This is a genomic window from Chloroflexota bacterium (assembly GCA_018648225.1).
GTDB lineage: Bacteria > Chloroflexota > Anaerolineae > Anaerolineales > UBA11858 > NIOZ-UU35.
Genome location: JABGRQ010000046.1, coordinates 34,594 through 59,401, shown reverse-complemented (window position 1 = coordinate 59,401; position 24,808 = coordinate 34,594). Strand labels below are relative to the sequence as shown.

18 protein-coding genes are annotated in these 24,808 nt (G+C 53.1%); 13 read left to right on the top strand and 5 right to left on the bottom strand.

Annotated features, from left to right (window positions below):
- Positions 1 to 78: 78 nt before the first annotated feature.
- From HN413_02675 to HN413_02655, 5 genes are all read right to left on the bottom strand, one after another.
- On the bottom strand, positions 79 to 855 hold the full coding sequence (locus HN413_02675; GenBank protein ID MBT3389291.1) for an SDR family NAD(P)-dependent oxidoreductase: 777 nt from the start codon (positions 853 to 855) through the stop codon (positions 79 to 81).
- Between the two features lie 135 nt (positions 856 to 990).
- A complete protein-coding gene (locus HN413_02670) occupies positions 991 to 2,490 on the bottom strand; it encodes a peptidase S10 (protein MBT3389290.1) in 1,500 nt (499 codons plus the stop codon).
- Positions 2,491 to 2,661: 171 nt separating this feature from the next.
- On the bottom strand, positions 2,662 to 2,889 hold the full coding sequence (locus HN413_02665) for a GIY-YIG nuclease family protein (GenBank protein ID MBT3389289.1): 228 nt from the start codon (positions 2,887 to 2,889) through the stop codon (positions 2,662 to 2,664).
- Positions 2,890 to 2,935: 46 nt separating this feature from the next.
- Positions 2,936 to 3,820 carry a VWA domain-containing protein gene (locus HN413_02660; GenBank protein ID MBT3389288.1) on the bottom strand — a complete coding sequence of 295 codons (885 nt, stop codon included), beginning with the start codon at positions 3,818 to 3,820 and terminating at the stop codon, positions 2,936 to 2,938.
- Positions 3,821 to 3,888: 68 nt separating this feature from the next.
- Positions 3,889 to 4,983: an AAA domain-containing protein gene (locus HN413_02655; GenBank protein MBT3389287.1), complete on the bottom strand. Its 1,095-nt coding sequence runs from the start codon at positions 4,981 to 4,983 to the stop codon at positions 3,889 to 3,891.
- A 182-nt stretch (positions 4,984 to 5,165) separates the two neighbouring features.
- On the opposite strand from HN413_02655, the gene HN413_02650 reads away from it, so the two are divergent.
- From HN413_02650 to HN413_02590, 13 genes are all read left to right on the top strand, one after another.
- Positions 5,166 to 6,755: a S1 RNA-binding domain-containing protein gene (locus HN413_02650; GenBank protein ID MBT3389286.1), complete on the top strand. Its 1,590-nt coding sequence runs from the start codon at positions 5,166 to 5,168 to the stop codon at positions 6,753 to 6,755.
- A 394-nt stretch (positions 6,756 to 7,149) separates the two neighbouring features.
- A complete protein-coding gene (locus HN413_02645; GenBank protein ID MBT3389285.1) occupies positions 7,150 to 9,687 on the top strand; it encodes an ATP-dependent Clp protease ATP-binding subunit in 2,538 nt (845 codons plus the stop codon).
- Between the two features lie 92 nt (positions 9,688 to 9,779).
- On the top strand, positions 9,780 to 10,994 hold the full coding sequence (locus HN413_02640) for a M28 family peptidase (protein MBT3389284.1): 1,215 nt from the start codon (positions 9,780 to 9,782) through the stop codon (positions 10,992 to 10,994).
- An 18-nt stretch (positions 10,995 to 11,012) separates the two neighbouring features.
- Complete coding sequence (gene radA, locus HN413_02635; protein ID MBT3389283.1) at positions 11,013 to 12,443, top strand: DNA repair protein RadA; 1,431 nt, start codon at positions 11,013 to 11,015, stop codon at positions 12,441 to 12,443.
- Positions 12,440 to 13,324 (top strand): radical SAM protein, encoded by an 885-nt coding sequence (locus HN413_02630; GenBank protein MBT3389282.1) that lies wholly within the window; start codon positions 12,440 to 12,442, stop codon positions 13,322 to 13,324. The genes radA and HN413_02630 overlap by 4 nt, the downstream gene beginning before the upstream one ends.
- Before the next feature lie 52 nt (positions 13,325 to 13,376).
- Complete coding sequence (gene dusB / locus HN413_02625; protein ID MBT3389281.1) at positions 13,377 to 14,339, top strand: tRNA dihydrouridine synthase DusB; 963 nt, start codon at positions 13,377 to 13,379, stop codon at positions 14,337 to 14,339.
- A 50-nt stretch (positions 14,340 to 14,389) separates the two neighbouring features.
- Positions 14,390 to 15,223, top strand: a complete 834-nt coding sequence (locus tag HN413_02620) for a DsbA family protein (protein MBT3389280.1) — start codon at positions 14,390 to 14,392, stop codon at positions 15,221 to 15,223.
- A gap of 107 nt (positions 15,224 to 15,330) precedes the next feature.
- The gene (locus tag HN413_02615) at positions 15,331 to 16,407 is read left to right on the top strand and encodes a DNA methyltransferase (protein ID MBT3389279.1); all 1,077 of its coding nucleotides are present in this window, start codon (positions 15,331 to 15,333) and stop codon (positions 16,405 to 16,407) included.
- A 3-nt stretch (positions 16,408 to 16,410) separates the two neighbouring features.
- Entirely contained in the window at positions 16,411 to 17,199 is a 789-nt protein-coding gene (locus tag HN413_02610; protein MBT3389278.1) for a restriction endonuclease, read from the top strand.
- A complete protein-coding gene (locus HN413_02605; protein ID MBT3389277.1) occupies positions 17,199 to 18,596 on the top strand; it encodes a hypothetical protein in 1,398 nt (465 codons plus the stop codon). Before HN413_02610 ends, HN413_02605 begins: the two co-directional genes overlap by 1 nt.
- Before the next feature lie 97 nt (positions 18,597 to 18,693).
- Positions 18,694 to 21,729 carry a glycine--tRNA ligase subunit beta gene (locus tag HN413_02600; GenBank protein MBT3389276.1) on the top strand — a complete coding sequence of 1,012 codons (3,036 nt, stop codon included), beginning with the start codon at positions 18,694 to 18,696 and terminating at the stop codon, positions 21,727 to 21,729.
- Positions 21,730 to 21,939: 210 nt separating this feature from the next.
- Positions 21,940 to 22,455, top strand: a complete 516-nt coding sequence (locus HN413_02595; GenBank protein MBT3389275.1) for a hypothetical protein — start codon at positions 21,940 to 21,942, stop codon at positions 22,453 to 22,455.
- 216 nt (positions 22,456 to 22,671) lie between these two features.
- Positions 22,672 to 24,591 (top strand): DNA primase, encoded by a 1,920-nt coding sequence (locus HN413_02590; GenBank protein ID MBT3389274.1) that lies wholly within the window; start codon positions 22,672 to 22,674, stop codon positions 24,589 to 24,591.
- Positions 24,592 to 24,808 lie beyond the last annotated feature (217 nt).

Below are 24,808 nucleotides of genomic sequence, written 5' to 3'. Positions count from 1 at the left end.
TGTCAAACAGCCTTTAAAAACAAAGCCGATATTCCTTGTTGGGAATACCGGATCAGAATATTGCATGGAGTTAATCTATCAGTATGACGCACCCGCGTACAAAGCCTGTACACGGGAATCATCCCAACTGACAAACTCGCCGTTGAGTTCCGGCGGAGCATGCAAGGCCAGAGTTGCCAGCGCGCGCCCGGGGACTTCAGGACGCAGCAATTTTTGTTCTCGGTACAACCCGCTAAACTGGCCGTGCGCTTCCGGGGTCATACCGCGCTCACCATCAGCGCGAATAGTGACCTGCATCTCAGTATCAATCGCGCCGGGACGCAACGCAAGGCTCGTCACCAGCGGTTCTTCGGCAGCCAAGGTTTGCGTAAAATGATTGAGCGCCGCCTTCGAGGCGCTATACGCCCCCCAACCCTGCACCACTTTTACCGCCGCCCCGCTGGAGACATTAACCACCCGTCCGCGGCTTTCCCGTAGATGCGGCAGCGCGGCCTGAATCAGACGCAGCGGCCCAACAAGATTAATTTCAAACAGACGTTGCCATTCATCGGGATTCGCGGTGGATATGGGCGCAATCGGGCGGATCACTCCGGCATTGTTGACCACAGCGTCCAGCCGACCAAAGCGCGCCACGGACTCGCTCACGAGTTGGTGGCACACGTCAGGCTGACTCACGTCCCCGGGCAAGGCCAACACCTGCCCGCCCGCCACCCGGATTTCGGCAGCTACCTTTTCAAGCGCATCCACAGAGCGGGCATTCAGCACAACCGTTGCCCCAAGGCGGGCAGCGATTTTCGCAGCAGCAGCCCCCAGGCCGCGCGATGCGCCAGTGATGATGATTACGGGAGAGTTCATAGCCATACCTATCAAAAACCCATTGTCACTCTGAGGCGCAGCCGAAGAGTCTAGCACAGCGCTGGGTTTCATTCAAAAAATATTCAAAGCAGGTCGCTCCGCTAGATGCTTCGGGATTCACCCTCAGCATGACAACTACAGCGCCAACTTCACAAACGCCGCCATATCGGCCTTGAGTTGCGCCAACGATGGCTGGTGAATATACATCATGTGCCCGGCTTCATAATACGTCATCGAGATATTCCCGCGCAGGCTGGCATCCAACCCCAGATGATCGAAGGTATAGCGCGTGGCAAAATAGGGCGTCGCCAGATCGTAGAAACCGTTGGCAACAAAGACCTTCAAATACGGATTGATCGACATGGCCTTACGCAGCGTCTCGGCCACATTCAAAAATTGATTCTGGTGCGTCTCGTAGCTCCAGGGATGCACGCGCCCGGTCAGAATCTCATAGGGCAGATCGCTTTCATATTCCAGTTCGCTGCGCACATAATCATTCAGCATCGCCGTGTACGGCCCGGTAATAGCGCTCAGGCTGGGATCAAACTCAAAACTTTCACCCGCCGCGTCGCGGTCAATGCCTTTGAAGCGCGTATCCAACCGCCCGGTGGTGCGCCCTTCAACACGCAGCAACTCCTTCACAAAGCGATGATTCTGAATGCGCAAATCGGTCGCTTCTAAATAGTCCGGGCTAAGACCCGTCAGGCGCGCCAACTTCGCCACAATCTGTGCCCGCGTCTCGCCTTGTAAACGGCTGCCGCGCATCAACGCCAAGGTGTATTCATTCTCAGCAAAGGCTTCCGCCTCGGCCAGGGTTTTGCCCAAATCGGCCTGCAAATCTTCGGGCAGGCGTTTGTGATACCAGGCCGTCGCCGCATAGGTCGGCAAGAACAGCGCAAAGGGTAAATCATTCCCCGGCACAAAGCGCGCCGTCTGAAAATCCAAAATCGATGAGATGAGTAAAATCCCGTTTAAATACATCCCATGCCGCTCTTGCAAATAGCCCGCCAGACCTGCCGAGCGCGTCGTACCGTAACTCTCACCGATCAAAAATTTGGGCGAATTCCAGCGCCGGTAGCGCGTGGTATACAGCCGAATAAACTCCCCCACCCACTCAATATCCGGCTGAAAACCATGAAACTGCCTGGCCGCCTCGCCCGGCACCGGGCGGCTATAGCCCGTCGTTACCGGATCAATGAATACCAGATCGGTCTGATCGAGCAGCGAATAGGCATTATCGATCAGATCAAACGGCGGCTGGAGCATGTGACCTTCTTCGCCCATCTGCACCCGGCGCGGGCCCAACAACCCCAGGTGCAGCCACACCGAGGACGAACCGGGGCCACCGTTGAAGGCGAAGGTCAGCGGACGCGCCCGACGGTGATCGGCCTCGCCGACAGATTCGTCTGCATCGAGGGTGTATGCCGTAAAAAAGACTGCCGCTTTGGGCTGCTCTATATCTTGAGGCTTGTCATCGTCTTTGGGTTCGTCCACTTCGGCTTTCAGAATTAACTTGCCAGTCGTGGCCGTATAGTGCAGTTCGCGCCCATCAATCGTCACGCTGTGCTGCGTGATCGAAAGTTCATCCTGGGGCTGAGTATTTTGGGATTGGTTATTATTATTTTCGTTGGTCATTGAAATATCCTTCGCAGCCTATAGTCATTCCGAGCCGCGGGCGAGGAATCTAGCAACCGTAGGGAGCGTAAAACCATGCGCTTCGCTGGATTCTTCGTCGCTTCGCTCCTCAGAATGACGCAATGTACTATAACGCCATTAAATCACGAAATTTGGGATTCTCTTCAATGATCAAAGCCAGCCTTTGATACGCTTCTCCATCGTAATTGCCGCGTTGGGAGAATCAAATTCTTGAAACCAGATTACCTTATAAAGCCGATACCGATGGCTAAAAGAACTTTTGATTTCACCATTTTTATGCTCGTAGATACGCCGTTCCAAATTATTCCTCACACCGGTATACAACACGGTGTTGGTGTAATTCGTGATGATATACACGTACCAGGATCGATTCGTCATAGCAAAGAAAACTCGTCACCCTGAGGCGTAGTCTCAGCATGACAATTTATCCAGCCATTTCCTGGCGCACAGCCTGGTACAGCGTTTCAGCTTTGAGTTCGTGGAGCGTGTAGCACGGCGCTTCGAGATGATCGGCTAATCCTTGCGCCAACCCCTGATCGAAGGCAGCGTGTTCCATGTTAATAACCACGCTGCGCACATCTTCGGCGGCGATTTTCTCGGCCAGACGATGGGCTTCTTCTTGCGGTGGGCGATCCCCCATCGAGACGTTACCTGCCCCATCGGTAAGTAAAATCATCAATGGCTCGACATCGGGGTAGATCATGCTCTGTTGTTTGATGACCTGATGGGCCAGAAACAACCCCGCTGCCAGGGGTGTCTTGCCCCCCACCGGGATATCGGTCAGCGCCCGTTGCGCCAATTGCACCGAGTTGGTCGGCGGGAGAATCAGAGTGGCGCGATCCTTTTGAAAAACGATTAACCCCACGCGGTCGCGGCGCTGATAGGCGTCTGTCAGCAATGAGAGAATTGCCCCTTTGGTAGCTGACATACGCTCGGCCACGGCCATCGACCAGGAAGCGTCCACCGCAAAAAGCACCAGATTTGCGGTTTGTTTGACGCGCACCTTGCGCTGCAAATCTTGAGGCTGAATCGCAAACGCCACATCCTTGCGCTGCTCTTCCCGGTTTTTCTGATGAGGGGCGGCGGCTCGGATCGTGGCGTCGAAGGCAATATCGGTATGATTTCCGTTAGCGGGGCGGGCCTGAATATAGCGCCCGCGCTTGCGCTCGGTGCGTGTCACCGAGCGTCGACCTCCCCGGCGGCGGCTGAGACGGTCGAGGGGGGTTTCAAATTTACGAGCATCAAAAGCCTCGCCAGTTTTCGCTTTTTCGCCACCATCCCACCAATTGGAAGCTGTTGTGTCAAACACATCTTGCTTGGCGGGTTCTACCGGGCCGCGGTGCGAAGTTTCTTCCCCCTCTTCCTGAACGTTATCGCCTACGGCTTTTTTTTTTCAGAATCGGCCTGGGCGTTTTCATCGGGATCGCGTTCATCAAAGGAAGAAGACGCACCTTGCAACTGGTCAATACGCTCCTGTAGTTCATCGAAGCCGATATTGGCCTGATCAAAGGGGCCGCGCTTGATACGGTGCGGATAAGCCAATTCGGCAGCCAGAGCAATATCGCGTTCGGTTACTGTGGTGCGGCCTTCAAAGGCGGCATGAGCGCGCGCTGCTTTCAGAATCACCAGATCGGAGCGATGACCATCCACATTCAGCGAGGCGCTCAGGGCGGCAATCGAAAGCAGGTCGCGGCGGGAATATTCTACCTGAGGCAACAGTTTGCGGGCATTGGCAATTTGTTCCGAAAGTTGACGTTCTTTTTCAAGCCAATATTCACGGAAGCCTTCGGCATCGGACTCGAAGGCCAGATTACGTTCCATAATAAAAACGCGTTCTTGCGGCGAACGGATGCCGTGAATATCGACCGAAAGCGCAAAGCGATCGAGCAACTGCGGGCGCAGATCGCCCTCCTCGGGGTTCATCGTACCGACGAGGATGAAACGCGCCGGATGGCTGAAAGAGATGCCCTCCCGTTCGACAATATTCATGCCCATCGCAGCAGAATCCAACAAGAGGTCCACAACATGATCGTCCAGCAGGTTGACCTCGTCAATGTACAAAAGTCCGCGATTGGCCGCGGCCAGCACACCCGGCTCAAAGTGGCGCTCCCCCTTCTGGATGGCTTTCTCAATATCCAGCGTCCCCACCACGCGGTCTTCGGTGGCTGATACCGGCAAATTTACAAAAGGCGTATCGCGCAATTGAATCTCAAATTCATTACGCTCACTTCGTTCGCGACATTCGGTACACCAGGTGTGTGAATTTTCGGGATCACAGCCGAAACGGCAGTGGTTGATGACCTGCACTTGCGGAAGCAATGCGGCCAGGGCGCGTGCGGCGGTCGATTTAGCTGTGCCGCGCTCCCCGCGAATGAGTACCCCGCCAATGCGCGGCGATACGGCGTTGAGGATCAGGGCACGCTTCATGCGCTCCTGCCCAACAATGGCAGAAAAAGGATAAATCGTTGGCATAGGAATTTTTCTTCTTGTCTTGTGGGAAAGGCTTCCGAAACCTTAAAGATTTCCAAAGTCTCGACCATTTTCGCATATTTTGAGCCAAATATTCGCAATAATCTTACCACAAAGGTTGCCAAGTTATCTTTTAACCCTTATAATGTACGCCGATCTTATAAACTTGGAGTGTACTAAATATTATGACTGAAAGTGAAGTTGTCGTCGCCGAAAACATCGTGGAAGGAGAAGTCGAAGAAGCGCCCGAACGCCATATGTCTATGGAAGAACTGCTCGATGAGCAGGGCTTAGAAATAGATCTGCCTACTTCTGGTGAAATTCGTGAAGGTATAATCGCCGCCGTCACGCATTCAGAAATTCTGGTAGGTATTGGCGCAAAGTCGGAAGGCGTTATCTCCGGCAAAGAACTGGATCAGATTGATTCAGACGAACGCGCAAAATTTGAGGTGGGGGAACCGATTACCATTTATGTCCTTACGCCAGAGGATCGTAACGGGAATTTAGCTGTCTCCTATATCCGAGCCAAAGAAGAACAGGATTGGGAGCTAGTAGAACAGCTCAAAGAAAGCGGAGACGCTTACGATGGAGCCATTTCTGGATTCAACAAAGGTGGCTTGCTGGTTCCCATTGGTCGGTTGCGCGGGTTTGTGCCTGGTTCACAGATCAGCCTGACTCGTCGCACCACGGGCGACACCCCCGAAAAACGCTGGGGCAAGCTCATTGGTGAACCGATTGAGATCAACGTTATCGAAGTTGACCGTGCCCGCCGTCGTTTGATTCTTTCTGAACGTAAAGCGCTCAACGAGACCCGCGAGACGCTCAAAGACCGCCTGCTCGACGAACTTGCCATTGGCACCGTCAGCACCGGACGCGTTACCAGCCTGGCAAATTTCGGCGCATTCGTCAATATTGATGGCGCCGATGGTCTGGTACATCTTTCTGAAATTTCCTGGGAACGCATTAAACATCCGAAAGATGTTCTAAAAGTTGGACAGGAAGTTGAAGTCAAAGTGATTAGCCTCGACCAGGAACGCAAGCGCATTGGCCTGTCGATTCGCCAATTGCAAGAAAATCCCTGGCTGGTGAAAGTCAAAGACCTCAAAGAAGGTCAATTGGTGGCAGGTACCATCACCCACCTGACCGAGTTTGGCGCTTTTGCCCGCCTGGAAGACCGCGAGCTTGAAGGTCTTATCCATATCTCTGAACTGAGCGGCGACCGTGTGGAACATCCCAAGGAAGTTGTCAAAGTTGGCGACACCTTGACCTTGCGCATCATCAACATTGACCGCGACAAATTCCGCATTGGCTTGAGCCTGCGAAAAGTTGATTCCGGCGCCTATATCGATCTGGACTGGAAGCTTGCAAAAGAAGAAGTGGATGCTACTTTTGAATCGCCCTACGATGAAACTGAGGCCGAGACTGAAGTAGAAGCCGTTGAGACCGTTGAAGAAATCGTCGAAACCGAAGAAGTTGAAACGATCGAAGAAGCTGTAGAAGTTACTGATGTCGTTGAAGAAGTCGTCGAAGAAGATGAAGCAGTAGAAGAAGTTGAAACTGTCGAAGATGTTGTAGAAGCCGCCGAGGTTGTTGAAGAAGTCGTCGAAATCGAGGAAGTTGAAACGATTGAAGAAGCTGTAGAAGTTACTGATGTCGTTGAAGAAGTCGTCGAAGAAGTCGTCGAAGAAGACGAAGCGGTAGAAGAAGTTGTGGAAACCGCAGATACCGCTGAAGAAGAAATTGCAGAAGAAGAACCCAGCGAGGACGCTGAATAAGTTGCACTCGGTTTGGCTTAGCCTCAGAGCAAATTACTAGCCTTGCCGCTAAACCATCTCACAAACCAAAATTAAATGGGAGCAGAAGTTTTTACTTCTACTCCCATTTTTTATTGATGGCTACCATTAAATTTATGTAAGAAAAGCCTTCATCGGCACAATTATCGCCATATAATTGGACACTCTCTGGTAGAATTGGACTTAATCTATCTACACTAGCCAGAACAGCCTTGTTCACAAAAAGCGCAGTTCGCTCCAATACACACACTGCGTTTATCAGCAACCCCCTTCTGAAATCCATGACAACGCACCAGTAGCGAGCAAAACCACGCTCACGAAGAGTACGCTCGTAGTGCAGCATGGATAGAAATACTCCGTACAGGAGGCTATGATTATGTCAAATATCGAACGTTTTACACAGCGTGCACGCCGTGTGCTCAGCCTGGCTCACGAAGAAGCCGAACGTATGCACCACGGTTATATTGGAACCGAACACCTGCTCTTGGGATTAATGCGCGAAGACGGCGGCATTGCCGCACGCGTGCTACGCGAACTTGGCCTGGAAATTGACCGTGTGCAAACCATCATTGAAAAAATGGTCGGCATCGACGATGAATCGGCTCAAAGGCCTACACTTTCGCCCGGAACACAAAAAGTTCTCGAACTGGCGATGGAAGAAGCCCGCAAACTGGGACATCACTATATTGGTGTAGAGCATCTCTTGCTCGGCATCGTGGAACTTAATGAGGGCGTGGCGATTGATGCGCTGCGCAATCTCGGTGTCACCGGCGAACAGATTCGCCGACAGACCAATCGCATTATCAAAGAGACTAAAGCCGCTCAACGCAGTGAACGACAGCAACAACGCCAAACTGTCAAACAGACTGAAGAAGGCTCCGGTAAAGGTAAAGGCAAAAGCAAATCGAAAACGCCTATGGTTGACCAGTTGGCAACCGACCTGACACAAATGGCCGAAGATGGCAAACTCGATCCGGTGATTGGCCGCCAGATGGAAATTGAGCGCGTGGTGCAGATATTAGCACGCCGCACAAAAAACAACCCGGCGCTGACCGGTGAACCCGGAGTGGGGAAAACCGCCATCGTGGAAGGCCTCGCCCAACGCATTATGGATGGCGATGTCCCCCTGCCGCTGATTGGCAAGCGCGTACTCCAACTCGATGTTGGCTCGCTCGTCGCCGGAACCATGTACCGCGGCCAGTTTGAAGACCGTCTCAAACGCGTGATTCAAGAACTCCAATCCTCCGATTCGATCCTCTTTATTGATGAGGTTCATATGCTTGTGGGGGCTGGCTCAGCTGGCTCGGCGATGGATGCGGCCAATATCCTCAAACCGGCATTATCGCGCGGTGAACTTCAGGTGATTGGCGCCACCACGCTGGATGAGTATCGCAAACACATCGAGAGTGATGCTGCCCTTGAGCGCCGTTTCCAGCCCATCGTGGTGGAAGAACCCTCCCTCGATGAGACCATCGAAATTTTGCGCGGCATCCGCCCGGCGTACGAGGCGCATCATCATCTCAACATCCTCGACGAAGCGCTCAACGCCGCAACTCACCTTTCAGCGCGCTACGTCTCAGACCGCTTCTTGCCCGATAAAGCCATCGATCTGATCGATGAAGCCTCCTCCCGCGTGCGTATGTATAAAAGTCCGGCAGCGCAAACCACCAAAGAATTGCTGACTAAAATGCGGGAATTGAAAAAAGAATACGCGGCCGCCGAAAGCGAAGAACGCGCCGACGATGCACAAGTTATTTTGCAACACAAAGAAAAACTGGAACAAAAACTCGACCAATTCCGCACAACCTGGGACCGCGAAACCAGCCCCAATGTCACCGAAGAAGATATTGCCGAAGTCGTCGCCATGTGGACGGGTGTCCCTGTAATGCAAATGGCCGAAGCCGAATCGGAACGCCTGCTCAAGATGGAAGACGAACTTAAAGAATCAATTGTGGGGCAACTCGAAGCGATTGAAACAATTTCAAAAGCTGTGCGCCGCGGCCGCGCCGGGTTGAAAGACCCCCGCCGCCCAATTGGCTCGTTTGTATTCCTCGGCCCCACCGGGGTTGGCAAAACCCAGCTCACCAAAACACTGGCGAAATTCATGTTTGGCAGCGAAGAATCGCTCATCCAACTGGATATGTCGGAGTTTATGGAACGGCACTCGGTCAGTCGGTTGGTGGGCGCGCCCCCAGGGTATATCGGCTACGATGATGCCGGTCAGCTCACCGAAGCCATCCGCCGCCGCCCCTACTCGATTGTTGTCTTCGACGAGATTGAGAAGGCGCATCCCGATGCGCATAATATCTTGCTGCAAATTATGGAAGAAGGCCATCTCACCGATGCCAAAGGCCGCAAGGTAGATTTTCGCAACGCCATCATTGTGATGACCTCCAATATCGGCGCAAAAGAAATCAGCCAGACCAATATCGGCTTCAAAATTCGCCGCGACGAAGAAATGGAAGAGCGCGTTTCATATCGCGAGATGCAGAAAGAACTCACCAAAAAACTCAAACAAACCTTCCGCCCCGAGTTTGTCAACCGTCTCGACAGCGTGATCGTTTTCCGCGCCCTCAGCCGCGAGGATATTCAGGAAATTGTTCATCTGGAACTCAGTAAAGTTTCGGATCGCTTGAAAGAGCACGACCTTTCACTGGAAATCACCCCGGAGGCAGCCAAGATGATCGCCGATTTGGGCTACAATCCCGAGATGGGTGCGCGCCCATTGCGCCGCGTGATCCAGCAAAAGGTTGAAGACTCGCTCTCCGACAGGTTACTCTCCGGCGAATTCAAAGCTGGCGATACCGTTGTGGTGGATGTCGAAATTCTTGAAGACGAAACCGACATTGTGCTGCGCGCCAAGACCGAAGATTCGACATCGGAAAACGAAGCAGAGTTGCTCGCCGCGGCCTAAGAGCCAGTTGCCAACTCTCCCACGTAGTACACACATCGGGCACGGAAGCTGCAAATTAGCGGCCCCGTGCCCTTTCGTATATAATTCTCCCCATGCAACCTAAAGCGCCAAACTATCTGCAACAACTTTGCATCGAAATTCCAACCCGAACGGTGGGTACCGCCGGGAACCGGCAAGCTACCGATTTTTTCAGCGAAAAATTGCGCGCTTTTGGATTTGATGTGGAAACACCACAATTTGATTGTATAGATTGGGAAGAAGACGGGGCGCGGCTGGAGGTGGGCGAGGCGGCCTCTGAGATGGTTCCCAGCCCATACACGCTCGGCGGCAATTTTCGCGGCCCGTTGGTGGCAGCCGAAACCCTGGAGCAGTTGACGAAACTCGATGCCCGCGGGCAAATTTTGCTGCTGCACGGTGAGCTTGCCAAAGAGCAGCTCATGCCCAAGAATTTTGTCTTCTACAATCCGGAAGAACATCAACGCATTGTGCGCCTGCTCGAAGAAATACAACCCGCTGCCATCATTGCGGCCACCGACCGCGATCCGGGTTTGGCTGGAGGCATTTCCCCCTTCCCGCTGATCGAAGACGGCGACTTCGACATTCCCTCGGTCTATACGACCGTAGAAGTGGGCCAAAATTTACTGGCGCATCTTGGCGAGATTGTTGAACTTGAAATTCGTGCACAACGCACAGCCGCCACAGGCTGCAACGTGCTCGCCCGCAAAGGCAACCCACAAGGGGCGCGTCTGGTATTCATGGCGCATATCGACGCGAAAACCAACTCGCCCGGCGCGGTCGATAATGGCACCGGCATTGTGATCCTGCTATTGCTCGCCGATTTACTCAAAGCGTATGCAGGGCCGTTCGATATTGAAATTACCGCCGTCAACGGCGAAGATTATTACGCTGCCTCGGGTGAAATGCTCTATCTGGCGCAGCAAGGCGCTGAATTTAAAAAAATTGCCCTGGCGATCAATATGGATGCTGCCGGGTATGTCGATGGCAAAACGGCCTATTCGCTCTACGATTGCCCCGCTGAAATCGAAAGCGCCATACGGCATATTTTCGCCGGTCATGCTGAACTCATCGAGGGTGAATCCTGGTACCAGAGCGATCATTCCATGTTCATTCAGCGCCAGGTTCCGGCAATGGCAATTACCTCCGAAAAATTCTGGCATCTCACCAGCCATATCACACATACTCCCAAAGATCACCCCGCTATTATTGATACGGCAAAACTCGTTACAACCGCCCAGGCGCTGTATGATCTGGTGCTGGCCCTGGAAAAACACACCATAAATCACTAACAACTGGAAACGGCTATGATGGCAAAAACTTACTCCCAATACGTTTGTCAACAATGCGGACGCAGATCGGCCCGCCAAATGGGGCGTTGCCCTGGATGTGGCGAATGGAACACGCTGGTTGAGGAAATTATCGAGCGAAAACCCAGCGCGGCAACCCATGCGCCGCGCCGCGCGGGGCAAATTTCTACGCCCCGCCGACTGAGCGAAATCAGCAACGAGGCCGAAGAACGCATCCCTGTGCCCATCGAGGAATTTGCGCGTGTGCTGGGTGGCGGGATTGTGCCCGGCTCGGTGGTGCTGATCGGCGGCGATCCTGGCATCGGCAAATCAACGCTGCTATTGCAAACCACGCTGGCTATGGCTGAGCGCGGCCCGGTGCTATATGTTTCCGGCGAAGAATCCGAGCGACAGATCAAAATGCGAGCCACGCGGGTTACGGCAAGTCCCCCCCCGTCCCGCTCCCCCGCTCCTACGGAGCAAGGGAGCGGTGAGGGGGGCTTCCCCGAAAATCTCTACCTCGTTACAGAAACCAGCCTCGATGTGATTCTCGAACATATTGAAACCATCAAACCCGATCTGATCGTGATCGATTCGGTACAAACCACCTACCTGCCCGAACTGGAATCTTCAGCGGGGTCAGTCTCGCAGGTGCGCGAAACGGCTTCGCGCCTGCGAGAGTTGGCAAAAACTACCGGAGTTACGGTTTTCCTGATTGGGCATGTTACCAAAGAAGGTACCATCGCCGGGCCGCGCGTGCTAGAGCATATTGTGGACGCGGTACTGTATCTGGAAGGCGACCGTTTTCAAACTTACCGGCTGTTGCGCACGGTCAAGAATCGCTACGGGGCAACTTCGGAAGTGGGTGTCTTCGAGATGCGCGAGCGCGGCCTCGTTGAGATCACCAATCCATCAGAAGCCTTTCTGGCCGAACGCATGGTAAATGCCCCCGGATCAGCCATCGCCGTAACCATGGAAGGCACGCGCCCGTTACTGGTCGAAATTCAGGGTCTCACCAGCCCAACCAACTTCGGCAACCCGCGCCGTACCCCCAACGGCATCGACTTCAACCGCCTGCTGCTGATCTCCGCTGTGCTAACGCGCCGCGTGGGTGTGCGTCTGGCCGAGCAGGATGTCTTCGTCAATGTGATTGGCGGGCTGAAAATCAACGAACCGGCTGCCGATTTGGCTGTCGCCACGGCGATTGCTTCATCCGTCAAAGATGCTCCCGTGCGCGCCGATACGGTGCTGATCGGCGAAGTGGGGCTTTCGGGCGAATTGCGCATGGTTGGGCAAATGCCCGCTCGCCTGCGCGAGGCCGAAAAACTGGGTTTTAAAAATGCCATCGTCCCGCGGCGCCTGAGCAAAGGCGAACCCTGGCCCAAGGGGATTAATGTAATTGAGGTGCGCAGTCTGCGCGAGGCATTGAAGGCGGCGTTGATCGAAGAATGATCCAAGAAATCCACGCCAAAACGATTCTTAACCACGTCAAGCAGCCGGATGACTGGTTTGGCCTGAAATACAATATGAACCTGTATCGCGGCTGCCAGCACCAGTGCATCTACTGCGATTCGCGCTCGACGTGCTACCGGATTGAGAATTTCGCCGATATTCATGTCAAAGTTAACGCCATCGAACTCCTCGCCGACGCGCTGCCCCGCAAACGTGTGCGCGGCACAATCGGTTTTGGCTCGATGAACGATCCTTATATGCCCGTCGAGCGCAAAAGCCAGCTTTGCCGCCGGGCGCTGGAAATCATCGCCGAAAACCGTTTCCCTGTGCATATCATCACCAAATCCGATCTGGTGCTGCGAGACCTGGATTTGCTGGCACAAATCAACGCCGACAGCTACGCCGCGGTCAGTTTTACCATCACCACGGCGGATGACGAACTCGCCCGAAAAATCGAACCCGGCGCGCCGCCATCATCGGCGCGCTTCGCGGCCATGAAAACGCTCTCGGATGCCGGAATCCACACCGGGGTGACGATGATGCCCGTCCTGCCCTTCATCGCCGACACCATCAAGAATATTGAAAAACTGCTCGAACTGTGCTATCTCCGCGGCGCAGCCTACATCCTGCCCTGGTTTGGCCTGACGCTGCGTGAAGGTTCACGCGAATATTTTTACGCCAAACTCGATAAACTCTTTCCCGGCGTAAAACAAAAATATATGCGCCAGTTTGGCCTGCGTTACGAGTGCAACTCGCTCTACGCTCCGGCACTTTATACCCGCTTCAACGAACTGCGCCAACAATACGGCATCGCCGACCACATGACGATTTTCGCGCCTGAACCCGTCAAAAAGAAAACCGCGCAGATGAATTTATTCTGAAATCTCACGCAAAGCCGCCAAGTCGCAAAGAAAAAAACTTTCAACCTGCAACATGCAACCTTCAACCCCCACCTTCCACATCGCCCATATCCCCATCCACGGCGAGGCCATCCTGTCGCCAATGGACGGCTATTCCGATTGGCCGTTCCGCTCGCTGTGCCGCGGCCTGGGTTCGGCCATCAGCTATACCGAATTCGTCAAGGCCGAAGATGTGCTCAACCGCCGTGAGCAAATTAACGACAAACTGCGCTTCACAAATGACGAGCGCCCGCTGGCGATTCAGCTCTATGGGGATGATGCCCGAACGATGCGGGAAGCCGCCCTGCGCCTGCAAGACTTAGGGCCAGATTTCATCGACATCAACATGGGCTGCCCAGCCAAGACGATTGCCAACCGCGGCGCAGGCGCGGGGTTGCTGCGGACTCCTGTAAAGGTGGCGCGCATACTCCGGGTTTTAACTACCTCTTTGGCGATTCCCGTCACCGCCAAAATCCGCCTGGGCTGGGATGACGACAGCCTGACCTACCCGTTGATCGCCCGCATCGCCGAGAACGAAGGCGCGGCGGCCATCGCCGTGCATGGGCGCACCAAAGTGCAGGGCTACGGCGGGCAGGCCAATTGGGACGCGATTGCTGAGGTCGTAGAATGCGTGAATATCCCCGTCATCGGCAATGGGGATATTAAAAACGTAGCCGACATCGAACGCATGAAAACCCACACCGGCTGCACCGCGGTGATGATCGGGCGCGCCGCCATCGCCAACCCGTGGATTTTCGCGCATCTTGATCGTCCAGCCGTCAGCCTCGAGCAAGCCCGCACCACGCTGCTCGATCATTTGGAGCGCAGTCTTCAATTCTACGGCCCGGAGCGCGGGCTGATACTCTTCCGCAAATATGCCGCTCATTATCTCTCGCCGTACCGGTTACCAAAAGAAGTGCGTCAAAAACTGCTCACACGCACGCAGGCCGACGAGTTTGTAGCGCTACTCGATGAACTAGATCTCGGAGGTCAGTAAAACCTCGGAGGTCTATAACTTGCTGTCTTTATGCTATAATCGCCGCCATTATGAGTATCGAAGAAACCCTGCCCCACACCCCCGAAGAAGAAATCACCGAGGAAGTAATTCCGGAACCTTCGCCCGAAGCGGCGCTTGAAGAAGAACCATCTGCGCCCGATGAGAATAAAACGATGACGTTCAAACGCTCGCATGTGTATGCTGCGCTGCTGCCGCTGGCCTTCGTGATCGGCCTAAGTGTAGGCTATCTGTTTTGGGGACAAGAACCAGCGATTGTTGCTGCTCCGGAAGCTGCAAATGAAGCTGCCGCACAAGCTCCTGCAGAAGCCGAACCCGCCCCGCAAGAAGTGCGCCGCTATGATGTCCCCGAAGATGATGATCCTGTTTGGGGCCCAGATGACGCCCCGATTACGATCATCGAGTTCAGCGATTACGAGTGCCCCTACTGCCAGAAATGGCACGTTCAAATTTGGCCGTTGATTCAGGCAGCTTACCCCGAGCAGATTCGATTGGTCTACCGCGATTTCCCGCTGACAAATATTCACCCCAACGCCACGCCTGCCGCGTCGGCTGCCAATTGTGCTGAAGAGCAGGATGCCTATTGGGAATTCAGCGAGATGCTCTTCTCAGCAGAACAAAATCTCAACGTAGAAACATATCTGCAATATGCTGAAACGCTCAATCTGGATATGGACGCTTTCACCGAATGCGTCGAGAGCGGTCGACACAACGCCGAAATTATGGCCGATTTGGAATATGCTGTTAATCTGGGCGTGAGTTCTACACCAACCTTTTTCGTCAATGGGATTCCCGTTGTCGGCGCGCAGCCCTTTGAAGTCTTCCAAAATATTATTGAGGCCGAGTTCGCCGGAGAGATTCCGTAGCCCCAGAGCTAATTTTTAGTTACTAGTAGTCAGTTACCCATTCGCCGCTGAGAAATTGCTTCTCGGCGGCGTTTTTTCTTGCGCTATAATTGGTGTGGTTACCGCATATGCAAAAAAATACAATCACTTATCAACCATCTCTATTTCCCAATTTGACCGCAAAATTCCCGGCTACTCGATATCAAGGGAGTAAAGCAAAGCTTGTTGATTGGATCTGGGAGCAAATAAAAGATAAAAATTTTTCAACATGCCTAGATGCCTTCGGAGGCACTGGCGCAGTTGCTTATCGACTGAAGCAAGCTGGGAAACAAGTCACTTATAACGATATTCTTCGATTCAATTATTATTTTGGTCAAGCACTGATTGAAAATAACCACACTCAATTACAGCCTTCTGACGTTAGTTGGTTACTACAAGAACATGCCGATCTTGAATACCCCAGGCTTATTCAAGATACTTTTCAAAATATCTATTTCACACCAGAAGAGAATAGGTGGATTGATCGCACAATCACCAATATTCGTCAGTTAACTGATCCTTATAAATTTGCACTCGCATTTTTTGCGCTTGCCCAATCTTGCATCGTAAAACGTCCATATAATCTATTCCATCGAAAAAATCTTTACATCCGTTTTGCTGATGTGGATCGCACATTTGGTAATAAAACATCTTGGGACAAACCCTTTGACATCTGGTTTCAAAAATTTATCAAAGATGCTAATCGAGCTATATTTGATACAGGCCAAACCCATACTGCGCTTAACCACAATGCATTAAATATTCCTGGCAAATATGATTTGGTCTACATTGACACTCCCTACATTTCACAAAGCGGCACTGGTGTTGATTATCGAAGTTTCTATCATTTTCTTGAAGGATTAACTTTCTATGATACATGGGAAGAATCTATTGATGAAACATCAAAACATCGCCGTTTGGTGCCTCAACACAATGAATGGACAAAAAAAGCAGAAATTCACACTGCATTTGAGCGTATTTTTGAAAAATTTCAGGAGAGTATTATTGTTGTTTCCTATCGCAGCGATGGAATACCATCCGATGAAGAATTGATTAAATTGCTAAAAATATATAAACCGAATGTGAGTGCTGCCTATTTTGGAAAATACAAATATGCATTATCTACCAATTCAAACTCAAAAGAACTTCTTATCATTGGGGAATAAAAAATGGAACTAAAAGATATATTTCAACAAAAATTAGTTGCTTATCTTGCAACTTTTCGAAATGCACTATCTACAGAATCGGGCGAATGGGCCGTCAAAGGCTTCGTTGATATTTATCGCAACATTTATACAATTTCCATCGATACCAAGGTGATCTCAAAAATCATCGAGTTAACCCTATTTCCGATTCTTTCTCAATTTGCCGAAACTAACGGATATCGTATCGTACTCAGTGAGCATCAAAACCACTACCCAGACATCAGTTTCATACTACCTGATGATTCAAAAATCGCTCTGGATTTAAAAAGCACATATCGTGTCAGTGATACATCAGTAAGTGGCTTTACTCTGGGCGCATTTACAGGGTACTTTAGAAAACGTTCATCGAGCAAGAACATTACCTTCCCCTATAATGGATATCTGGCGCATTTTGTTCTGGGGGTTATCTATAGTCGCAGTGAAAATACGCCCGACGAACACACAGTTTATACAATTGACAATCTTCATAACATCATCTCTGTAATTCAAGATTTCGATTTTTTGTTACAAGAAAAATGGCGCATCGCCAATGATTCCCCAGGCAGTGGAAATACAAAAAATATTGGCTCGGTAAAAAACATTGCTACTTTGCAAAAAGGAGATGGGCCTTTTGCCAAATATGGCGAAACTGTTTTTGATGACTATTGGATGAATTACTTGACACGCGATATGGCAGAGACCATAGATTCAGATATTCCATACCGAAACTTGCAAGAATATTGGCAATGGCGTGAAAGGGCATCGAAAAAATAATGACATCCTACGGATTTTCTCCCCAAGGCGAATTTGAAGATACCCTGCGCGACGGCATCACTGCAGCGAAAAATGAAAGCTACCGGCTCGCCCAACGACTGCTGGAAAAAGCCGCGCGGATGCAGCCGTATGATGCGCGTCCGTGGATATGGTTGACGGAAATCACCGACGATTTGGATGAAAAGCGCGAGTATCTCGAAAAAGCGTTGGCCGCTGACCCGCATCATATCGTCGCCCGGCGGGGACTGGCGCTACTCAATGGCAAAATCAAGGCCGAGGAACTGCTGCCCACCGGGCAGGGAATCCGGCCGCGCTCCGATCTGCAACCGGTAGAGGCTTCCACCGAAGAGAAATTCACCTGTCCCCAATGCGGCGGGCGCGTTAAATTTAATATCCAAACGAAAAACACACATTGTCTTTTCTGCGGCTTCGAGCAAAATATCGAAAAACAAAATGCCGCCGGACATTCTGAACAGGTACTTGAATTCGTTTTGCCAACCGAGCGCGGCCATCATTGGGCTGAAACGCAACACCATCTCAAATGCCAAAGTTGTGGTGCCGACAGCCTTTGGCCGCTGGGACAACGGGCGCTGCAATGCCCATTTTGCGGCTCAAACCAACTCATCGAATCGGAAGAAACTACCAATCTGGTTGACCCGCAAGCCATCGGGTTGATGGAAATCGATGAACAGAAAGCACACCAATTGCTCAAAGCCTGGCTGGGCGCAGGCTGGTTCTCGCCTGATGATCTGACCCAGGCGGCGAAAAAAATAGATTTGCGTCCAGCGTATTATCCCTTCTGGAACTTCGATGGCACGCTGGAACTCAATTGGCGCTGCGACGTCAACGAAGGCAGCAACGACGCACCCAATTGGGTAGCGCGCTCCGGGGTGGAATACAAAATGTTTGACGACGTGCTGGTCAGCGGTTATCAATCCATTGATAAACAATCGCTGCGCGAGATTGCGCCCTTCAAACTCAAGGAAATTGTCGCCTTTCAGCCCGAATTTTTAGCCGGATGGCCCGCGCTGACCTATAACATCCCCCTGTCGGAAGCCACATTAGATGCCCGCGCCGCGGTTGTGCGCGACGTGCGCCGCAACCTGCACCGCCGCGTGCTGCCCGGCAAAGAAAAACGCAACCTGACGACCGGAGCGTTGCAATGGAGTGGTTTCACCTTTAACCATGTGCTGCTGCCCCTGTGGGTCGGGCACTACCAATACAAGGGCGAGGCGTTCACTTTGTTAATGAACGGTCAAACCGGGGAAATCAGCGGCGACAAACCGCGCGACAATCTCAAGGCTGCGGCAATTATTACCAGCATCGTCCTGACAGTCGTTGTGGTAATTGCCTTTTTGGCGCTTATCGCTGCCGAAATGGGGTGGGTGCAGTTCTAAAACAGACTGCTGAATTCGCAATTGCCAATCCCCATCGCTCGCCGTATAATCCACCAACTACCAACCAACAACTTTCAACCTGCAAAATTATAAACTTATGAACCCACCCCTCGATTTCCAATCCATCATCATCCAACTGCAAGATTTCTGGAATGCCAAAGGATGCCTGATCTGGCAACCCTATCACAACGAAGTCGGTGCGGGGACGATGAACCCGGCCACCACCCTGCGCGTACTCGGCCCCGAACCCTGGAACGTGGCCTACGTGGAACCCTCCATTCGCCCTGACGACGGACGCTACGGACAGAACCCCAACCGTTTTTACCAACATATCCAGTATCAGGTAATTCTCAAACCAGCCCCGGAAAATTCGCAAGATATTTATCTCGAATCGCTGGTTGCCCTAGGGATTGATCCCGCCGAGCACGATATTCGCTTTGTGGAAGATAACTGGGAATCGCCCGTGACGGGCGCCTGGGGCCTGGGCTGGGAAGTCTGGCTCGATGGTTTGGAAATCACGCAATTTACCTATTTCCAGCAATCCGGCGGGCAGACGCTTGACCCGATTTCGTTGGAATTGACCTACGGCATGGAGCGCATCGCCATGGCCTTGCAGCGCGTGCGCGATTTTCGCGACCTAAAATGGAATCAGACGCGCACCTACGGAGATGTATATCTCACCAATGAGCAGGAATCCAGTAAATATGCCTTTGAACTGGCCAATGTAGAACGCTTGCGTCAGCTATTTGATCTCTACGAAGCCGAAGCCAACGTGTGTTTGGAACATCTTCAGGTGATTCCGGCGCACGATTATATGCTCAAATGCTCGCATACCTTTAACGTGCTCGATACGCGCGGAGCAATTGGCGTCACCGAGCGGGCGGGATTTTTCCGCCGGATGCGCGGCCTCTCGCGGCGCGTGGCCGAAGCCTATGTGGAACAGCGGCAGCAGTTAGAGTATCCGTGGTTATCTGAGGCAGGGGGCAAAGGTGCAAAGGAGAAGGAGAGTACAATAACTTCCCCCCAGCCCCCCAGCATCCCTGCACCCCTGCTCATCGAAATCGGCACCGAAGAAATCCCCCACACCGACCTCGAAGATGCCATGAGCCAGTTGCGCCAGAACGTGCCCGTCATGCTGAATGAATTGCGTCTGGAATATGGCGAAATTCAGGTTATGGCGACCCCGCGGCGCATTGTCGTCCATGTCGATGAATTAGCCCCAACGCAAAGCAATCTCGAAGAGTTGGTCAAAGGGCCGCCCGCGGCACGCGCCTTCGACGCAGATGGAAATCCGACCAAAGCCGCCGAGGGTTTTGCTCGCTCCAAAGGGCTGGATGTCAGCGATCTGGAAGTTAAAGAAATTGACGGCGGCGAATACGTAGCCGCGGTGGTGAGGTTAACCGGCCAACCGACCGCCGAAGTGCTGCTCGAGGCTCTGCCCAAACTCATCAGCAATATTCGCATTATCAAAACCATGCGCTGGAATGCCACCAACGTGGCCTTCTCGCGCCCCATTCGCTGGTTGCTGGCGCTGCACGGCGAAAGCGCGATCCCCTTCAAATATGCCGGGCTGACCGCCACCAATGCCACCCGCGGCCTGCGTTTCAACCACGCCGAAAACCTGCCCGTGGCCGACGCAGCGTACTATTTTGAAACCATTAAAGCCCAGGGCATTTTGCTCAATCCCGCAGAGCGCAAGGCCAGCATCGAACGCCAAATTCATGCCCTGGCCAAGCAAGTCGGTGGCGCAATTCCCAACGACCCCGGCCTGCTTCTCGAAGTCACGCATTTAGTTGAGGCCCCCGCAGCCCTGTTGGGCGAGTTTGACCCTCTGCACCTGGAACTGCCCCGCGAGGCGCTCATCTCGGTGATGAAAAAGCACCAGCGTTATTTTCCGGTGCAGTCTGCCCCCACCCCCTCCCCCGGAGGGAGAGGGGAGTTGTTGCCGTATTTTATTACGGTGGCGAACAAACCCGAAGGCCAATATACCGCCGTGGTGCGCGGCAATGAGGATGTCATCCGGGCGCGCTTTACCGATGCGGCCTATTTTGTGCGCGAGGATATGAAGAAAAAACTCGCCGATTTTCTCCCCGCGCTGGACAAACTGACCTTCCAAGCGGAGCTTGGCTCGATGCGGGATAAGGCACAGCGAATCGAAGCCCTGGCAGGAGCGCTGGCCCCGTTGGTGGGGCTATCCCCGGAGGAGCAGGCTGCCACTGCCCGCGCCGCCCAACTCTGCAAAGCCGACCTCGCCACGCAGATGGTCGTCGAAATGACCTCCCTGCAAGGCGTAATGGGCCGCGACTACGCCCTGCACTCCGGCGAAGCCGAAGACGTGGCCGTGGCGATCTTCGAGCATTATTTGCCGCGTTCCAGCGACGACATCAGCCCCAAGACCAAACCCGGTTTGGTGGTCGGCCTCGCCGATCGGCTGGATTCACTGGCCGGTTTATTCGCGGCTGGCCTGGCTCCCTCGGGCAATAAAGACCCCTTTGCCCTGCGGCGCGCCGCGCTGGGGTTGGTGGGCAATCTCATCGAGTGGAATTTACCCCTTGACCTGCAATCCGCACTGAGCCTCGCGGCGGAGAACCTGCCCATCGAGGCCTCACCCGCTTCACAGGCCGAATGTCTCAACTTCGTGATTGAACGCCTGCGCCATATCTTCCTTGAACAAGGTTACGCCCACGATGTGGTGGATGCGATTGTCAGCGCCCAGGGGCACAACCCGGCGCTGGCTTCTCAGGCAGTGAAGCAACTCAGCGAGTGGGTGGGACGTGAAGATTGGGCGACGATTTTACCCGCGTATTCGCGCTGTGTGCGCATTACGAGGACGGGGGACGGGGGACCGGGGACGGAAGTAAGTGCCGCCCTGTTTGATACCGATGCTGAAGATGCCCTTTATGCCGCGCTGCAAACCGCCGAAGCTGCCCTTGCCAACGACGCCCAACGCCCGACGGTTGACGAATTCTTGACCGCGATCGTCCCGATGATCCCGGCAATTGACCGCTTCTTCGAGGATGTGCTGGTGATGGTTGATGACGAGCGCGTGCGCGCTAACCGTCTGGCGCTGTTGCAACGCATTGCCAACCTGGCTAAGGGTGTGGCCGATATGAGCAAGCTGGAAGGATTCTAAAGCGTCGGGGCGTGAATGCGTCTTTACGTCAATATATTAGCCGTCCGTGGGTGTTTCCGCGGGCGGCTGTTTTGTTAAACGTATCTTGCACATCAAACAAGGCCATGTATTTGATTTTAGTACCCAAATAGGGTTGCACGAGTGATATATTTCACATAGAATTAGAAAAAGGCTTGAATACCAGGCTATCGACAACAAGGGAGCAAAAAAATGAAAATTGGACGAATACTGATCATTGTGATTGTGATTCTAGGCTTATTGATCCCAACTGGAGCAGCATTGGCAAACACCATTATCAAAAAAACAGCAGGGGTTGATCTCCCTCCAGATAACCCTCCTGCCCCCGACCCTGACCCTGCCCCCGCTGACCCAGTTATAATGCCGCCGCGTGATCCAAAGCCAAGAACGGTTTCAAGTGCCGGAACAAGTGGAATTTTGTGTGTTGGCGGCATCTGTTTTAACCCGTTCTATATTTCCGGTGGTGAGATAACGCTTGAACAAGGTGGGGCGGCAGTGAAAATTTCCACCGATGGGAACGTCTTTACACAGGGTCAACTTTCGTTTCCATTGCCTGCTGGAGCCGATGCCACGAAATGCACCTTTTATAAAGATGGCATTGCACAATCTGTACCGGTTTTTCCAGGGAATAGCGAAAATGTATACACCATCATTGGGCAGCCACCTGGATCAATCAGTGGAACCTGGAGTGTAAGCTGCACGCAATAGAATAGCCGTTTCGCATAGAATATAATCTGGCAGACCTCCGAGATGTTGAACACCTCGGAGGTCTTGCGTTAATCCAATAGACAATCCGCCCGTCCGCGCCTATAATTCACCCTTAGCGGGAAAACGAAATTTACAGCATCCCGCTATCCCTAGACTCCACCAGGGCCAACCTGCTATCCCGCAACCTTCAACATTCAACCTGCAACTTTCACCCCCATGACCGCAATAGAAGAAATCAAAGCCCGTATCGATATTGTTGATATTGTTTCCGAGAGCGTTGAACTGAAACGCTCCGGGCGCAGTTATTCGGGTTTGTGTCCCTTCCACTCAAATACGCGCACCCCCGCTTTTGCCATCTTTCCGGATACAGGCACCTGGCGCTGTTTTGGCGAGTGTAACGAGGGCGGCGATATTTTTGGCTTCGTGATGAAGAAAGAGGGCTGGGATTTCCCCACCACCCTCAAGGAACTGGCAAAACGCGCCGGGGTGGAGCTGAAACCACTTACTCCGCAACAACAGGAACAGGCCGAAGAATATGATCGTCTGCGCGAATTATTGGAGGCCGCGGTCACTTTTTTCCAGCACCAACTGCGCAACAGCCCCACCGGGGAACAAGCGCTGGCCTATATCCATCAGCGCGGCCTCAACGATGAAACGATTGCCGCCTTCGGGCTGGGCTACGCGCCCAACGACTGGGAAGCCGCCAGCAATCACCTGAAATCGAAAGGCTTTTCCGAGAATGATTTGATCGCCGCCGGGATGGTTTCGGAACGCGATTCGGGCGGTACCTATGATCGTTTTCGCCAGCGCGTGATGGTGCCGATCCGCGATGGGCGCGGGCGCATGTGCGGCTTTGGGGCGCGCACCCTCGACCCGGAGGGCATACCCAAATATCTTAATTCACGGCAAACCCCGGTTTTCGACAAAGGCAAAATTCTCTTCGGGCTGGATCAGGCCCGGCGCGCCATCCGCGAGCAAGATCAGGTGGTCATCGTGGAGGGCTATATGGGCGTGCTGGCCCCGCATCAGAGCGGCTACAAAAACGTGGTCGCTACGATGGGCACGGCGCTGACCGAAGATCATCTACGGCAGCTCAAACGCTTCACCCGCCGGATTGTGCTGGCAATGGACTCCGACGCCGCGGGAATGAAGGCCACCCTGCGCGGGTTAGAAATTGCCCGCCAAACGCTTGACCGCGAGGAGGAGATGCGCTTCGATGCGCGCGGCTTGCTGCGTCAGGAAGGCCGCCTGAAGGCCGATATTCGCGTCAGCACACTGCCCCCGGGCATGGACCCGGACGATGTGATCAATCGCGACCCAGCGGAATGGCAACGCATTATCGAAGCCGCCAAACCGATTGTCATTCACGTGATGGATACGCTGGCAGAAAGCCGCGATATCGAAGACCCGAAAACGAAGAGCGAGATCGCCGCCCAGGTGCTGCCGCTGATCGAGGATGTACCCAATGCCGTCGAGCGGGATGCCTACCGCCAACAGTTGGCGCGCCTGCTCAAAGTGGATGAGCGCACGCTGCTAACGCCACGCAGTAGAGGGCGTGGAATCCCCCGGAGCCAGTACCAACCTCGCAGGAATCCGCAAGCCACGGCGGCGGCTACTATTGTCGCCACACCTCGAGACGCAATCTACGCGCGGGAGGTGCATATCCTGGGGATGCTGCTCCGCCGTCCCGATCTGATCTATCATATGGATCGCTATCTGCAAGAACACGGCCTGACGCGCATTGAGCCACAAGATTTTCAGCACAGCGATTTGCAGGTGATTTTTGGCCTGGCATACACTTCGCTCGAACAGGGCGAAATAGAGCCATTAAATTATGTACTCAACCATCTGGCCGATGATATGATGTCGCTGGCCGATGCAATTTTGGAAGCCACACAAAATCTGGACGCGTTTACGAAAGATGTGCTGGAAGATGTCTTGCGAGCACTGGTACAATTGCGTACGCAGGGAATAAACCAGCAACTCGATCATCTGCGCTTTTTGCAAGAAGCCGCACAAGAGCAAGGCGATTTGCGTTCCAAAGAATATCAAAAAGTACAGGCACAATATGCCATGCTGCTGGGACGTCTACACCGGGCACAGAATCAATTTACCAACCTTTCCCCCATTCACTAATTGAGACCTTCGCTATGACACCTGCCAATGTTCAGCTCGCCCAGCCCCCACATTCAGAAGACGATGATATGCCTTTAGACGAAGATCGCTTTGACGACCTGGATGACAATGACACCGATGACGATGAATTATCGCTTTCGCCGGAAGAAATTCTCGACGAGGAAGATGATGACAGCGAAAATGAGGATATTGACGAGGCGCAACTAGCCAGCGCGGC